Origin of the sequence: Collinsella sp. AK_207A, assembly GCF_902501965.1 — a bacterium.
Taxonomy (GTDB): domain Bacteria; phylum Actinomycetota; class Coriobacteriia; order Coriobacteriales; family Coriobacteriaceae; genus Collinsella.
This window is the reverse complement of sequence record NZ_CABWID010000010.1, coordinates 302893-319568: the sequence shown is the minus strand read 5'-3', so window position 1 is coordinate 319568 and position 16676 is coordinate 302893. Positions and strand designations below refer to the sequence as shown.

At 59.4% G+C, this 16676-nt stretch carries 3 protein-coding genes; all 3 read right to left on the bottom strand.

Annotated elements, in window-relative coordinates:
• Positions 1–255 precede the first annotated feature (255 nt).
• Complete coding sequence (locus GDJ97_RS02910; protein ID WP_193221285.1) at positions 256–6357, bottom strand: beta-N-acetylglucosaminidase domain-containing protein; 6102 nt, start codon at positions 6355–6357, stop codon at positions 256–258.
• A 43-nt stretch (positions 6358–6400) separates the two neighbouring features.
• Positions 6401–11206 (bottom strand): discoidin domain-containing protein, encoded by a 4806-nt coding sequence (locus tag GDJ97_RS02905; RefSeq protein WP_152069706.1) that lies wholly within the window; start codon positions 11204–11206, stop codon positions 6401–6403.
• Between the two features lie 105 nt (positions 11207–11311).
• Positions 11312–16603, bottom strand: a complete 5292-nt coding sequence (locus tag GDJ97_RS02900) for a sugar-binding domain-containing protein (RefSeq protein WP_152069705.1) — start codon at positions 16601–16603, stop codon at positions 11312–11314.
• Between the last annotated feature and the right edge of the window lie 73 nt (positions 16604–16676).

Here is a 16676-nt window from a genome sequence, read left to right as displayed (position 1 = left end):
TCCTTCCCCCGAGTAAGGGTATGTTGCAGATATATCAGACACCCCATTTTACGGACATGAGTGCCACTCGACTGCCATGGGGTCATTCACATAGACGAGCGGTCGCTTTTGCGACGTAAACGGTAAAAGCAGGGGTATCTACCTTTTGTTTTGTTACATACTGGTATTCGATAAAAGATACCGACAACGCCGTGCAACCACAAAAAAAGGAACGCCCCCGAAGGGACGTCCCTTTGGCTCGTATGCAGCGAGCGACTAGCGGCGGCGCTTGCGGTTAATAGCGCGGGCCGCCGCGAGGGCGGCGACGCCGGAACCGCCGGCGATCACGGCGCCCAGGAGCGACGCGTCACCGGTGCGGGGAAGGTCCTTCTTGGAAGAACCGGACGGCTTCGCCGCGGCGGGGCCGCTGCCGGCGGGCGTACCAGGCTGCTCGGGCTTGATGGAGCCAGAACCGCCCAGATTTGCCATAGCGGCGTTGAGCGCGTCGATCGCAGCGGCAACCTCGTCGGCAGAGCCGCTCTTAAGCAGAGCCTTGGCGGCGGCGATGGCATCGGCGAGCTGTGCCTTCTGCTCGTCGGTGCCGTTGGCGGTGTCCAGGTTCTCGGCCTTGGCGATCGCGTCCTTCAACGCGCTCACGTTTACCAGGGCCTTCAGCACGTCGGCGATCTTGGCGCGCGCAGCGGCAACGTCATCGGCAGAGCCGTTCTTAAGAACGCCCTCGGCCTCGGCGAGGACAGCGCTGAGCTGGGCCATCGAATCCTCGGTGTAGTCCTCGGCTGGAGCGTTCTTGGCAGAAGCGATATCGGCCTTAAGGGCCTTGACGTTAACCAGTGCGGCCTTGGCATTGGTGATGGCCTGGGCCAAGTCGGCGTCGGCGGCCGAATCGTGCGGGGCCTTGGCAGCCTCGATGGCGGCGGCCAGGGGCGCCCAGCTCGCCTCGGTGTAGTCAGCCTGATCGAGCTTCTCGGCCTCGGCGATCACCTTGTTCAGGTCGACAGCCTCACGCAGGGCAAGACCAGCCTTGGCGTCGTTGAGCTTGGTGGTCGCGGCGGCAACCTCCTCGGCCGTGCCGTTCTTAAGGGCAGCGGCAGACTCATCGTAGGCAACCTTATAGGCGTTGTAAGAGTCCTCGGTATACAGCTTACCGTTGGTCTTCTTGAACTCAGCGCGGGCGGCCTTGAGCTCGCTGGCGTCGACCAGCTTGCCCTCGGCGTCCTCGAGCGCAGCCTGGGCGGCCTTGAGCTGAGCCGGCGTGGCCTTAGTGTCGGCGATCAAGCTCTCAAGCGCGCTCAGCGCATCGCGATAGGCAGCGGCGCTGTCGGTTGTGTACTTATCGGCGGCAGCGTCGGCATCGCCATACAGCAGCTTGGCGTCGGCCAAAGCGACCTCGGCACGCTGCAAAGCACTCTGGTCGTAGACCAGGGCATCCTGCTTGGCCACAACCTCGGCAAGCAAAGCCTCGCCCTGGGCCCTAGCAAGCTCATCGGGATTGGCGAATGCCTGCTCGGCCTCGGTATACGCGTCCGCATATGCCTGATAGCTTGCGACGGTGTACTGGCCATCGTCGTTTGAGACCTTCTCCGGAAGGTCCGCGCCTGCATACTTCTCCACGCCGGCAGCACTGGCAGACCTCAGGGCGGCGGTGACGGAATCAACCGTCGTCTGCGTGGCCTTATCGTTGGTCAGCGTTGCCTGAGCATCGGCAAGGGCCTTCTTAAAGGCGGCGGCGGTCGACTTGGTCCAGCCGTTCACGTCCTTGTCCTTGAGCTCATTGATAGCATTCTGGAGCGCCGTGGTGTCGGCAGGATTGGCGTCATCAATCAAGAAGAACTCGGCGATCTCGGGGGTGGCACCGTCCCACGTAACCTTGATGTCCTTAACGGCCGAGAAGGTCGAACCGGCAGCACGGGCGCGCGTGCCAAAGCAGAACTCGCTCACGGGCTGGTTGAGCGTGCCCAGCTCGACATCTGCCGTCTTGCTGTAGGCGGCATCGGTGTAGACCGTAGCAGTCACCTTGGCATTGGAAGGAGTGCCGGCAGAAACGATACGAACGCCCGAGTGCACCTTGCCACCCTCGGCAATGGGCTCGGAAACGTGATACATCAGAGTGCCCTTGTTGTCCTGCGGCTGCCAAGCGGTCTTGGTGTCGCCATCGGCAAGGTTGGCAGGGGTCTTGCCCTTCACCTCGGTGCTCGAGGAATCAAAGTCGGCATCGCCGTAGGTGCTTACATACTCGCCGTCGTTGATGCGAATCTCACCGATCTCGATCCAGCGCTGCGTGTAGGTCGCGGTAAAGCGAATGCGCAGGTAGCGACCGGTCACGTTGAGCTTCTCGGTGCCGTTGGGATCGTTCTCGTTGGCAGCGGTGGCCTCGGTCTTGGGGTTGGCCGTGCACATGTTGCCCGGGTTCTTGGTATCGTGCGTAAGCCAAGCGGCGGTCTTGGCGGTGTCGCTGTTAAAGGTGTTGGAGATCTGAGCGTCGGCTCTGTTGATCTTGAGAACCTCGGTCCACTCGCCATCGGCAGCGTCCGGGCTGTCGGCAACCTCGATAACGCCCTTGCGGATGAAATCATACGTGGTCTCGGGCACATAGTACGCAACGGAGTTGATCGTACGCTCCTGACCAAGGTCGAACACGATTGTGTTGCCCTCGGTGGCACCCTGGGTGTTCTTGAAGGTCGTGGACAGATCGCCGTCGAAGATCTTCGAGGCGTCAAAGTTGCCCAGGTCGCCCTTCACATAAGAGGGAGCCTTAACCGTCTTGTAGCTGGCAGAGAAGTTGGTGAAGGACACGTCACATGCAGCGGAGGCCTTGATGCCCACGAAGCGAGCCTGGACAGGCTTCTGAGCGCTGGCGTAGTCAAGCCACTCGAGCGCATTCTGCGAGTACACGACCTTGGCGCCCTCAGGGAGCGTCATATCGTCGGTGTTGATAGCAACATCGTTGCGCACGGCGCCCAAGTCAACCGCCAGGTAGTTACCGGGCCCAAACGAGACGGTGCCGTCGGAGAGCTTGACGTTGCCGTCCTCGGCCGTGGCCTTGAGGCTCACACCGGAGATGTCGGAGCGGATGGTGCCGGTGCTGGCTTCCTTGCCCTTAGAGGTTGCGATCTCGCAGACCTTCCACCAGAACTGCGTGTCTGCAGTCGAGCGCACGCGGATGCCGCGAATCTGGACATTCTCGAAGTCGAACTCCTGCTCAAGATCGGAGTTGATGTCGCCGCACTTGACCCAGTTGGTGCCATCGACGGTGTACTCGAGCGCACCGGCCGAGAGTTTGTCGCTGCCCTGGACATAGCGCACGTGGCCCACGGTCTTGGGGGCAGAGTAGGTGACGGTGATGGTGTCGCCGCTCTTGATGTTGCCGCCGCCGGAGTTGTGCTTAACCCAAGCGTACGTATCCTCGCTGCCGTCGACTACGCGGGAAAGCGCGTAGGACTGGTACACATCCAAGCCCGTGCTCGTAACCGTAGCGGTGGGCTCGGTCGCGGAGGTTGCACCCTTGGTGGCGGAAAGCTCATAGACCTTCCACCAAGACTTGGTGGCCGTGGTGTTCTTTACGCGAATGGCCTTTGCCTTAACGGCGCTGGGCAGCGTGATAGTCTGCGTAGCAGTGCCGTCGATATCGCCAGCCTTAATCCACGTGCCGGCCTCGTTTTGGTACTCGAGCACGCCGGCGTTGATGCCATCACCAGAGGTGGGCTCGTTGCCGTTGCGCGCTGCCTGCACGAACGTAAACGTATCGACCTCGGACGGCTTGGTAAACGTGAGGGTCACGGTAGCGTTGGGCTGCGTGGTGTCGCGGATGTCGTACTCGGGATCGCCCTGGGAGAGACCCTTCTTGTACTGGAGGTGGGCATACGTCGAAACATTGCCATCGTTGACGTTGGAGAGCGACTGGCCGGCCAGAACCTGGCCATCGATGGTCACGGTGCCCGCAACGGGCTGACCCTCGGGAGTCTTGTCTTCCTTGTTGACCTGAATCTCGTAGATCGTCGGCCAGGCGTCGCGGCTGTTGTTCTGCGTGGCAATCAGACGGACGCCGTAGACGCCCTTGATATCCAAGCCGGTAACGGTAACGGTCGTGCCGGTCAGGTTGCCCTGGCCCTCAACGTCGTTCCAGTTTTTGCCGTCGAAGGTCTGGAGCTTGGCATGCTGCATGTAGTCGGCGCCGTTGCCCTGGATAAACGTCACGTTGGTAAGATCGAAGGGCTTGCTCTTGATCATGCCAAAGTAGGTACCGGCCGTGAGCTTGTTGGGGTTCTTGTATACAAGGCCCGTCGTCGCCTTGCCGTCAAAGACGCTCTCGACCTTGCCCTCGGGAGTGTCGGTGCGGCTGGTCACAAAACGCGTGGTGTCGGCGTTGGGGTTGGTCGCAACTGTGGCGCGCTGACCAAGATAGTCGTTAAGGGCATTGAGCATCGGCATGATGTATGCCTTGCCCACCGAGGCATACTCGGTGTGATCAACATAGTGGAAGCCGTGCTTGCGCGAGGCGGCGAGCGCCTCGGAACCCTCGGAATACTTGGAGAGCATCTGGGAGCTGTCACCTGAAAGATCGGCCTTGAGCGCCTGAAGCTCGGAGATGGCAGCGCTCGTAACGTCATCCCACGTGTCGATCCAGTAGACGATCTGGTCGAGCATGGCCTTGTTGCCCGCGTTGGAGCGATAGGTCTTCGCAGCCTTCTGCAGGTCGCCGAAGAGCTTGATCATCTGGTCACAGTCCTCGGCCGTAGCGGTGCCAGAGGTAACTTTGCCCTGGAAGGCGCGAAGCTGATCCTTAATGTTTGCAGACTCGCGGCTCTCAAAGACAACACCGCCGCCGGTATAGCGCTTCATGTGACGGCTGAGCTCGCGCAGAGCACTGGAGCCCTTGGTGGCAACGGGAGAGTTGTGATCGACATAGGAGAACGAGTCCTCCCAAGCCTGATCGGCGTGCTCCTGGCTCTTCCACAGGTTCCAAGAGAAGTCGGCGTTCATGAAGATGCCAGCCTTGGAAGGCTCGGACTGCTGCATCGGGTTGAGCACGACGCCCTGAACCTTACCAGGCTGAACGTCGGTGCCCAGAGCATTCTCGTAGCCGCCCATGGACAGCGTGTCCTTGCTGTTGTCGGTGCACGGCCAGTTGATCCACATAAAGGGAGCAACGCCCGAGTTCCTCGTAAAGGCAGAGGTAAAGTTGTTGTCGACCTTGCCCCACACGCGACCACCGGTATTGATGACCTGGACGGTCTTGGGCAGGTTGGCATACCAAGACTCGCCCCAGCCCATGTAGTTCACGGGGCAGAAGATGAGCGTGTCCTTAAGGCCGGGATACTTAAGCGAACCGTCGGGATTCTTCTCGGCCTGCTTCTCGTGCAGCCAGTCGGTCATATCCTTGCAAAGCCTGGTGTACAGAGCACTGCCCTGGTTGCCGGCGTCATCGGCAAGAATGGAAATCTGGCGGACGCCATGATCCATAACCTGCGTGAACTTTTGCTTGAGGATAGCTACGGACGCGTCGTAGTTGGAGCTCGTGATGGGGTTGTGCATAAACGGATGAAGCGCGAACACGAAGCGGCACTTGGAGGCATTGCCGGCCTCGGCCAGGGGCTCGATCTTCTCGGTCAGCTCCTGCTCGGTATAGAGCTCACGCCACTTGGAATTGTGCTTGGGGTCATCCTTGGGAGCATATACATAAGCGTTGAGCTTGTAGTAGCCGCCCCACTGCATAAGGTTCACACGGTCCTGGGTACTCCACGGATTGCCGTAGTAGCCCTCGATAAAACCGCGCGTCACCACGTCAGCATAGTCGGACATGGTAAAGCTGCGCAGCTTGGCATCGGGAGTCTGCTGCAGGATCTGATAGAGCGTGGTCAGGCCGTAGTAGGCAGCGTCGGTGGTCTTGCCCAACACAATAACGCGGTCGGGCTCGTTGCCCTCAGAAGGCAGCGAGGCCAGTACATAGGAATCGGTCTTGTCAAACAAGCCTTCCGTATAGGACAGCTTGCCGCTCTGGACGAGCTGATCGACATAGGTGTCGACCGCGCCGCCAGAGCCCTTAACACCCACGAGCACCGTAGTCACGTTGCTCTTGGCCGGAACGGCATCAACGCTCGTGGCGTTGATGCCCTTCAGTGCCAGGGTTTCATCCAGACGGCGCTTGGTGTCGGCATCGATGCCAGACTCCGTGAGCACGCTTGCCTTGGCGCGCAGGGTCTGCGCGCCCTCGCCGTACACCATGCTATGGGGTGTGGGATACAGCTTATAGTCGGCCGATGCCTCTTGGGCATTGGCCTGCAACGGAACCAAGCAGCCCAAGCAGGCAAGCGCAACTGCCACAACAGCGAGCAGCTTGGCACACATCCGTTTCTTCATCTCAGAGACCCTCTCTTTTAACGATTCTTCGCAAGCCGTCGTATTACTTACGACGGTTCTTGATACGCAGGACCACGCCGGCGCCGACGACAAGCAAGCCCACGACACCCGCGGCCGCGATGTACATTGCCTGATCATCACCGGTCTTAACCAGAGTGCCAGGCTTCTTATCGCCCTTGTTGCCCGTAGTCGAATCGCCCTTGTTGGACCCAGCGGTACCGGAGCCGCCATTGCCGCCATCAGAAGCGCCCGGCTTGTCGGGGTTGGGCTTGTCGGGGTTGGGCTTATCCGGATTCGGCTTGTCCGGGTTGGGCTTGTCGGGGTCGGGAGTAACGGGATCCGGAGTACCGGGGCGCAGGCCCAGCATCGCGGAACGCAGCTTGGCCTTGGCGTCGTTCACAGCTTCGAACGTGGGGTTATCGCTCGCCGCGACATCCTTGGCATCGGCAAGCGCGCTCTCGAGCTTCTTCCAGGTAGCCGTCGTGTACGAATTCTTGTCGAGGCCCTCGGCCTGCTCGATCAGAGCGGCAAGACCATCGAGGTCAACCGTCTCGTCGATGACGCGAACGCGAATTTCGCCCGCGGTTGCAAACTTGTTCCTATTTGCGGCAGAGTCGCCGTCGGTCTCGTCAAAGTAGAGCTTGACGTCGGTTGCGGCGGCAACAGGCTTGTCGAAGGCGATGTTCTTGGCGCCCGCACTGGACTCGAGCATACCCTCGGCAACCTTCGTATAGGTGCTACCACCGTCGGTGCTTACCTCGACATGGTATTTGGTCAAGCGGCCATTGGAGCTACCGGTACGCGGCACGTACACCATACCGCTCACCTTGGCGGGAGCAGCAAGCTTAACGTTGAACCAGTGAGGCATGGTATTGTCGGCAGGAGCGCTCCATTTGCTGTGCCAGAAGCTGGACTCGTCACCATCGACGGCAGCCGCAGCAGGACCGTTGGGAGCGGTCTCACCGGTCTTCTCCTCGGAGCAGGCTGTAGCGGTCACGCCCTGGGCAAAGTTGTTGTCTGCAGACTTAAGCTCGAGGCCCTCAATTGCCTCGGTGAGCGTCTTCGTGTAGGCATCAACCGTATCCTGCATGCTCACTGGCAGGTCGCGCTGGATGCTATTGCGTGCAGATGTGAGTGCCGCAACGGACTCGTCGGTATAGACGGACAGGTCGGAAGGAATTGCGGCGAGCAGGGCGTCGAGCTTGCGGTAATCGGCAGGCTTGTACTTGACGTTGGCAACGCGGTCGTTGATCTGCTGCGCGAGATTGGCAATCTCGGCGGCATTGGGGTTGACCTGGTTGACAAGAGCGCGAGCCCGCTCAACGAGCTTCTCGAGCTCGGCATCGTCCGCACCGGCAGCGAGCACGGAGCGGGCCTTGAGCTCGGCATTATCGAGCGGCATGGTGGTCGCAAACGTAGCGTTACGCGTCAGACGAACATCATCGACGTAACCCGTGAAGGCATTCGTCTTGCTGCCGATGCGTTTGACCGGGAACATGCAGGTGGCCTTGAGCTTATTGTTGCCATCCCGACCGATGGTCTCCTTGAGCTCGCCATTCACATAGAGCGAAACCTTGCCCATGCCTTCGTTCTTGAACTCAAGCTCAACCCACTCGTTCATGGGAAGCGTGTAGTTGAAGGAGTAGTCATGGTTCTCGCGGGTAATACCGACCTTACCGGTCTTTGCCTGAACGGCCTTGATGGAGCCATAGGGGCTCTCGAACAGAATCTGGTCCTTGTCGCTCGTGGCATCGGTGCGCTTGACCTTCACGCGCAGATCGTTACCGAGACCAGCGGTCTCAAGATCGGAATCCAGCGTGACATAGCTCTTGCCGCCCTTGAGCTCAAGTGCCTTCTTGAAGTCTACGTCGACAACCTCGGCGTTCTTGGCAGACTTCAGGTTAAGGCTGTTGCCGTTGCCCGAGGCATCGTTGGCATCGTCCATACCAAGCTGCATGACGGTACCCTCGGCATTGGCCGTGGTCTCGTAACCAAAGTTGGTATTGGGGGCGTCGCCGAGCTTCTTGGCAGTAGCCTTTGCAGCGGAGACATCGGCCGTGCCCTTGCCCCAGGTGGCAGCAGCATACAGGCCAGCGGAGTTGGTGATGCGGTCGTAGACATCATACTCGGAGATGCCATTTTCCTTCTTGCCGCACATGTCGTTCCAGACGGCAAAGGCACCACCGATCATCTGCTCGTCGCCGGCGGGAATCGTAACGTTGCCATAGGAGTTAACGGCAGAGTTGTACACGGTATTGTCATTGAGGTAATCGTAGTAGTAGCCGGCGTTGGGAACGATGTAGTACTTGCTGTCGACGCAATTGATCAGATCAAAGCCGAGATTGTACATCTCGTCCATCTTGGCCCAACCCACACTCCAAAGGTTCATCTGACGATGCTCGCCTGCGGCGCCTTTGCCAGAAACCTGGACAGAGCCGTCGCCCTTAATCTGGGTAAGGCTGCCCCATACGCGGGCAGTGCGACCGGAGGCCTCAACGTGCTCAAAGAGGTCGTTGACGAACTTGCGGTATGCGTTACCGTCGGCCTCGTACTCGTCAGCGCCGATATGAACCATGGTCTGGTTGTCAAAGACAGGGTTGGAACCGGTGAGGTACTCATCCCAGATGGAAAGCGCGAACTCGAGCGACTCGTCATACTTCTGAGCCAGGTTAAGGTGGTCGTTGCCACGACGCGTCATGGACTTAGGAGTACGCAGGTCGGGACGCACGTTGGTGAGTGCCAGGGAATGTGCCGGCATATCGAACTCGGGAACGATGTTGACACCGAGGTCACGCGAGTGCTGAATGAACTTGCGGAAATCGTCTTTGGAGTACCACACGTCGGTGCTCGTCAGATCGGCCTTGTTCTTACCGTTGTTGCCACCCTTCTTGATATCGGACTCCAGACGGAAGCCGCTATAGGCAGTGTTGACGGTGTCGTCCGAGTACTCCTCGACCCAAATGTAGTTGTCGGAAAGGTGCACCTGGAAATCGTTGAGCTTAAACCAGGAGAGCTGCTTGCTCATCTGCTGGAGCCACTCAAGCGAGAAGGTCTTGCGGCCCACGTCGAGAATCAGACCGCGTACCTTATACAGCGGGTAATCGCGGGTGATGCCCTGCGGGATGGAACCGTTACCGGTCTTGAGGGCCTGCAAAATAGTGCGGGTGGACCAGTAGGCACCCGTCTTGGTCTCGGCCTTGACGCTCACGGAATCGGTGATCTCCATGAGATAGCCCTCGTCCTGAAGACCAAGGGACGTATCGGTGGTCTTAGAGAGCAAGATGTCGCCTGCGTTGGCAGAGCTGCCCTTAACAACCGTGAGCTCGGAGCCAAACAGGTCCTTGTAATCGGCGGCCAGCTCATCGGCAGCCGTCTTAAAGTCGTCGCTGTCGTAGACAACGCGCGTCTGCGCGGTAGGAGCAAAGGAGCCGGAGCGGCCCTTCCACTCGCGAAGCTGCGGCAAAACCTCGGGGGCGGCGTTATCGTCCGCCTCGACCTGGAACTTACCAGGAACGGTAACGGGAACCTCTTTGAACGTATAGGTGTTCTTGTCGCTCTTCTTGGTCACCTTGAAGGAAACCTTGACCTGCGTATCAACGATCGGCTGGTAGATGGGAATCGTGCCGTCGTCGGCCTGAGTGCCAACAACCTGCTCGTAGTCGGTGCCGTTATAGGTAACGTCATACTCTTCAGAGGTGGGCAGGGTGACCTTAAGCTGCGTGTCGCCCTTCTTGGGAGCCTCGACCTTGATGGCATCGGCCAGGCCGTTCATGTCCATCTTGGGCGTGCCACCGTAGACCTCGAGCTCGAAAATGGAAACATTGCCCCATGCGACGCCGCCGTCGGGATCGGCATAGGTGTTGTGGTCGATATACAGACGGACAAAACGAGCCTGATACACCTTGTCGAGCGTAATCAAATCGGTCTTGCTCGAAGGATGCCCAGCGTTGGTGTAAACCGTCTTCCAGTCAGAGCTATCGGCGGCGGGGGCAGTAGAGCCGTTGGCAATCTGAATCTTGTAACCCTTAGCCTTGCGCAGCTCCCAGAACACGCGGACGCATTTTACGTCGCGCTGCTGGCCCAAATCGACGTAGATCCAGTGAGGGCCACCATCCCGAGAAGCGGTAGCGTCAACGGCACTTGCCCAACGGGATGACGAGGACGTCGTGTTGCCATCGACGGCCTTGGCGGCACCGAGGGTGTTCGCCTCGACGCTGTCGGCGGTGGCATTCACGCCACGCGCAACGTTCTGCTGCGGATCTTGAGTAGAAGGCGTCGTAGTCTCGTCGCCGTAGAGCTCAAACTCATTCACGGCAATGGTCGGCCAATCAACAGCAGCGCCGTTGGGGTCATGGCTCGTGAAGCCCGTGATGTACAGACGGAAGAAACGACCGGACACAGGAGTGTCAAACGTAATCTCGTCGGTAAGGGAAGCGGGGCGATCGCTGGACGTATGGATGTCCTTCCAATCGCTGCTATCGGCGGCTGGTGCCGTGTTGCCCGTCGCATACTGGATCTTGTAACCAGTCGCCTTGTACGACTCCCACTTGACCGTCGCCTTCTTTACGGTCTTCGAAGACCCCAAGTCGACGTAGATCCAGTGGGCGCCACCGGTTCTATCCTCGGCACTGCCCCAACGAGTGGAGTCGCTACCGTCCACCGCCTTGGCAGCGACAACCGTGCCCGCCTCTTCACTATCCGCAACGGCGGTCTTGTTGAGGGCGAGATTGGCTGCCTCGGCCGCAACGGCAGGGTTCGCACAGAGCAGCGTAGACGCAAACACGATTGCAAGCATGCAAGCAACCATGGTGGTCACGCGCTTCAGCATTTTGGTCTTATGAACCGTCATACTTACGTTCCCTTCCTTTCTCTCTTCCTACCAAATTCGTGCGTTTTTAACGCGCAAGAGGACGCGCTCCCCCTGTATCCAGGGAGCGCGTCCGTGGTGGTGCGATTAGTTCTGGCGACGCTTGCGGGCAACCATGCCCCAAGCGATAGCCGCAACACCAGCGCATCCGGTTGCCGCAACCGCAACAAGTGCGTTATCGCCCGTCTCGGGCATAGAGCCGCTGGCGTTGTTCTTGCCAGGCTTGCCGGGGTTGGGCTTGGGGTCAGGGTTCGGCTCAGGCTTGGGCTGATCCGGATTGGGTTTGGGGTCAGGGCTCGGCTCAGGGTTGGGCTTGTCGGGGTCGGGGTTCGCCTTCTTGCTCACCGAGACAACATAGCTGGCGGACTTACCACCATAGGTAACGGTCACCTGGAGATTGCCGTTCTCGGTCAGCTCCGTGTCGAGCGTCGGATCGAACGTAAAGTCGCTCTTGGTGTCGTCGTTGTACTCGACCTGCTCGGAAGTGCCGTTGCTGTAGGTCAGCGTCAGAACCAGACCCTTGGGGTCGAGTTTCTCGCCCTCGGTGTAGGTGAGCTTGGCGGCATCGGCGTTAACCGCAATGCCCTCAAGCGAGCGCGGGGCCTCGGTAATCGCAACGTCCTTATTGATAGAACCCTTGTAGTCCTCGATACCGGTCACCGTAACGGTAACCTGACGGGCGCGGGTACCCTCGTTCACATCGCCCATCTCAAAGGCGAGCTTGTAATCGAGACCATAGGTGAGCTTCTTGTCGCCGACCATGACGTCGACCGTCTTGGCGATCGCGCTCTTGATGGCGTCCTCATCGTTGATGTTGGCGACCTTGAGCGTGTCGGCGACCTTGACGTTCTCATCCTTGATCTCGACAGCCGGGCTCGGCTTGCGCAGGCGAATCTCGGCAGCACTCATGTGCTCGTTATCGCCGCTGGCAGCCTGGGTGCCGTTGGCCTTAAAGCGGAAGTACTTGGCAGTGACAGGGCGATCGAACTGAGCGACACGCCAGCCCATCTCAAAGCCCTCGTCCTTGTAGCCCTTCCAGTGACCGGTAGAGATGGTCTTCCACTCGTCAGACTCGTTCTCACGGTACTGAATCTCGTAATTGGTAACGATACCGTTGTAGCCACCATCGCCGCCAGAGTTACGCGGCAGGTAGCGCAGGGCCTCGACCGCCTGGGCCTCCTCGAGCTCCATGGAGACCCACAGCTCATCGGCACTGGGCTTATGGCCATTCCTCCAGTTGGTGTGGAAGTAGGTCGCGTTGTTCTTATCGAACGCAAACGCAACAGGGCCCTCGTTGCCAGAGGCGGGTTTCAGCTCGCTGCCGGCGGCCTTGTTCTTAATTTCCTCGTTGGGAACATCGCGCTCGTCGCTATCGTCGGGCAGAACGCTCGAGCTGGCATCGGCCGCAAGATTGATAACAAAGGTCTTGCGCGTGGCGTGGTCCTCGGACTCGAGGATGATGTTGATCTTGTTATCGTGTGCCGGAAGCACCGTGACAGCGGTGTTGTTGGAACCGACAGCCTCAACATCGGCAAAGAGTGCAGCCGTGGAGTAGCTGCCCTTCTCGAGGTTGCTGGCGCTCAACTTCTTGCCGTTGACCGTCAGGCTATCGAGCGCAGCCTCGGTATTGGTGTCGAAGCTGCCCTTGGCCTCAAGCAGCTGGATCTCGGTGATGCAGGTGCAGGGCTTGGCATGGGGAAGCGTCACGTTCTTGTTGGTGAAGGTGAACCTCACAAACGTAGCAAGCGTGGGCTCGAACTCATACGTGTAGGGCTTAACGCGATTGCTGGCAGAGCCGATGGTCTCAGTCGTAGTGACCGCGCGCCAAGTGTTGCCGTCCTCGGAAACCTCGACCTTGGTGGTACCGGCATCGGGATAGCTCGCAGACCAAGAATCCTCAACGAAGTACACCACGGCGCGGCCCAGGCGCTGCTGGGTGTTGTAGTTGAAGGTCACGCTCGACTTGGTGTGGCCCTCCTGTGCATACGCATAGTTGGACCAGCAGGTCGTATTGGCGCTACCGTCGCCCTTACCCGGGGTGAAGGCAGTGACGCCGTCGTTGATAGCCGAGAGGCTATCGGACTGCTTGCCCTCGGGGACACTCTGCGAAACGCTCATCAGGGCACCGGCGTTGGCAACGTTGTCGCCAATGGTGACCTTCTCGTTCTGAACGCGAATCGTTGCGGTGACGGTCAGGTCCTTGCCAAAGACGTTGGCGGTGCCGTTGATGGTCACGGTGCCAGCCTGCTTGTAAGCGTCCTCGGCGGGCGTCTCCCACGTAACGGGGAAGCTCGCATTGAGAACGGAGCCGTCGGCCATGGCGGCAGGGCGCGCGTCGGGGAGAGCAGCGGCCGTACCGACCGGGGTCGTGGCGGAGTAGTTCAGAAGCGCGGCGACCTCATCAAGAACCGTAACGGTGCAAGAGACCTTGGCACCCGCAACCTCACCGGTAACCTGGAAGGTGCCGGGCTTGGACAGGTCATCCTTGTTGATCGGGGCCCAGGCAACATCCTTCTTCTCGGACGTACCATCGGAATAGTTGACATCAATCTGCTTGGGCAGGGTGAGCTCGCTGCCGGTCTTAACATAGTAGAAGCGGGAGTACAGCAGACTCGAAACCGACTTAGGAGCCGCAGGATCGCTGGAACTCGTAGAGGGGATCGTCACGGTGGTGGACGCGAGACCGCCGGCAGTCATGGTGACCTTGATGTCGCCGCCCTTGCCATTGGAGCGCACGATACCCACGAGCTGGCCAGCCCATGCGTTGCGGTTGTTATCACGGTAGGACTGGTGGTCCGGGGAGCTGCCATTGTCGATACCGGCGAGCTCGCCTGCACCGCTGACTTCAAACTTCACGTTGTTCTTGGCGTCGGGAACGATGTTGCCGTTCTGGTCCTTAACGCTCACGGTGACATAGGCCAGGTCGCCCTTACCAGAGAGCTCGGTGCGATCGACCGAAGCCTCGAGCTTGGTGGCGGCACCGGTGGTCGTCACGCTCTGACGGCCGTCCCAATTCTCGGTCGGGACAACGTTGCCGCTCTCGTCATAGGCTTTGGCGGTGATGGTGCCATCGGCATAGGGAACATTCCAGCTGAGCCAGAGATTCTCAGCCGTTTTAACGCTCTTGCCCTCACCCTCATAGATCTGATAGGTGTAGCCGGCAGTCGTGTTCTTCTTGGTGAACGTCTTCTTGCCGAGCGACTGCGGGGTCGTGGAACCCTTAGGCGTAAAGAAGAGCTCGACGCCAGCCGCGTCGGTGTAGACAACGACCTTGACCTTGCCGCTGGCATCCTTCTTGACCATATCGTTCTTCCAGGCAGGAAGGATGTGCAGCGTGTGCAGGCTATCGTTCCACTGGCTCTGATACAGATAGTACGTATCCTTGGGCAGGCCGGCGGTATCGATGATGCCAAAATAGGAGTTCTTGGGAGCAATGCTCCAATCGCCACCCTGAACGCCGGCACTGATGCCGTTCCACGGAGTGGGCTCACCCAGATAGTCAAAGCCGGTCCAGACATACTCGCCGGCGACGAAGTCGCGGGTGATGGTGTCATACCATGCCTGGGAAGCGGTGTGACCCCAGCTTACATAAGACGTGTCGTAGGAGGTCAGCTGATGACCGCCGGCATCGGCCATGCTGCCGAGCGTGTTGTAGACGCCACGGCTGTTAACGGAAGAAACCGTCTCGGAGCCGTAGAACTTCCACGTCGGATTATTGCGGTGCAGCTGATCATACATGCTGCCGTCGGCGTAATTGATACCAATCAGACCGCCAGCGTTAGCAAGGTTGCCGGGCCGATAGTTCCACGAGCCACTCTTGAGCTGGTTGTCGCCGAGCGTCACAGGACGAGAGGGGTCGGCCTCCTTGGTCCACTTAATGAGGTTGCGCTGAGCGGTCTCATCAAACGGTTTGGTACCGCCAGTGATCATCTCGTTACCTACAGACCACATGATGACCGAAGGGGAGTTGTAATCACGGGCGATGGTTGCCTTAAGATCAAACTCAGCCCAAGCCTGATCGGACTTGGCACCGATGATCTTGGAATCGCCGACCTTCTTATTAAAGAAGCGAGCGTAATCGAAGCGGTTGCCGTTCTTTGCGTCGGTCCAGCCGTCAAAGATCTCCTCGTCAAGCAGGATGCCCTGCTCCTCGCACACCTCAACGAGCACGCGCGACGGCGTGTTGTGAGAGGTGCGGATGGAGTTGCAGCCCATCTCCTTCAGGATGCGGACCTGGCGCTCAACAGCCGCACGGCTGTCGACGGAACCCAGGGCACCCTGATCGTGATGCATGCAGACGCCCTTGAGCTTCACGTTCTTGCCGTTAAGGCTAAAGCCGTTGTTGACGTTGTAGTTGAACCAACGATAGCCATAGACCGTGTCGTAGGTGTCGACAACCTTGTCGCCAACCTTGACCTCGGTGCGAACCGTGTAGAGGTTGGGGGCCTCGGTGGACCAGAGGCTCGGGTTGGCAGCCTTGATCGTCGACTCGATGGTCTTGGACTCGCCTGCCGCCACAGCCTGAGCGTCGGTGGTCACGGTGCCGATAGCCTGCTCAGCATTGCCACCCTTGGGGAAGATGGTCTGCACGAGCGTCACGGAGGCATCCTTGTCGCCATTGTTGACGATGGTGGAGGAAAGCTTGGTGGTCACGGTGCCGCCGGCCTGGCTCTCCAGACTGGGGGAAGTCACGTGCACACCGTCCTTGGCAACGGAGACCTTGTTGGTCACAACGAGGTCGACGTTGCGGCCGATGCCCGAACCGGAGTACCAACGGCTCGAGGGAACCTTATGGTTAACCTTGACGGCGATGGTATTCTCCTCGCCCGTCTTGAGGTACGGGGTGAGATCGAACGAGAAGGGGGTGTAACCGTAAGGGTGGTTACCCAGCTCGGTGCCGTTGACCCACACGGTGGCATCCATATAGACGCCATCGAAATCGATGCGAACCTGCTTACCGGCAAGAGCGCTGTCGACAAAGAAGCTCTTGCGATACCAGCCGATGCCGCCCGGCTTGTAGGCGCTCTCGGCCTCAAGGTTGGACGCATAGTCCTGATCGATGCTGTAGTCGTGGGGAAGCGTCACGTTCTCCCACGTCGAATCGTTAAAAGAGGGATCGTGGGCGCCGCTGGCGTCGCCCAGATTGAATTTCCAGTTGTCGTTAAACGAAACCGTACGCTGAGACGGATTACTTACATTACTCACATAGGCAATCTCGGGTGCAGAACTCATCTGAGTCTGAGTCTGCGAGCGCAGCTCGGGCGAAACATCATCCGCCGCCCACGCGTGGGCTACGGGAAGGGTGAGCGCAGCCGCCGCAAATGCCGCCGCGCACACCGCCCCTCGCACCCATCGAATTGCACGACCGTTAGTTACCATGGCAGCAGCGCCCCTTTCGTTTACAAGCCGACGACAAACTGCCGTCAAGCTGCGCCGTGTCCACACGTCTTGC

Bases quoted from the DNA above. Each gene is read 5' to 3' on its own strand.
- GDJ97_RS02910 (WP_193221285.1), bottom strand. From the start codon at position 6,357: ATGAAGAAACGGATGTGTGCCAAGCTGCTCGCTGTTGTGGCAGTTGCG.
- GDJ97_RS02905 (WP_152069706.1), bottom strand. From the start codon at position 11,206: ATGACGGTTCATAAGACCAAAATGCTGAAGCGCGTGACCACCATGGTT.
- GDJ97_RS02900 (WP_152069705.1), bottom strand. From the start codon at position 16,603: ATGGTAACTAACGGTCGTGCAATTCGATGGGTGCGAGGGGCGGTGTGC.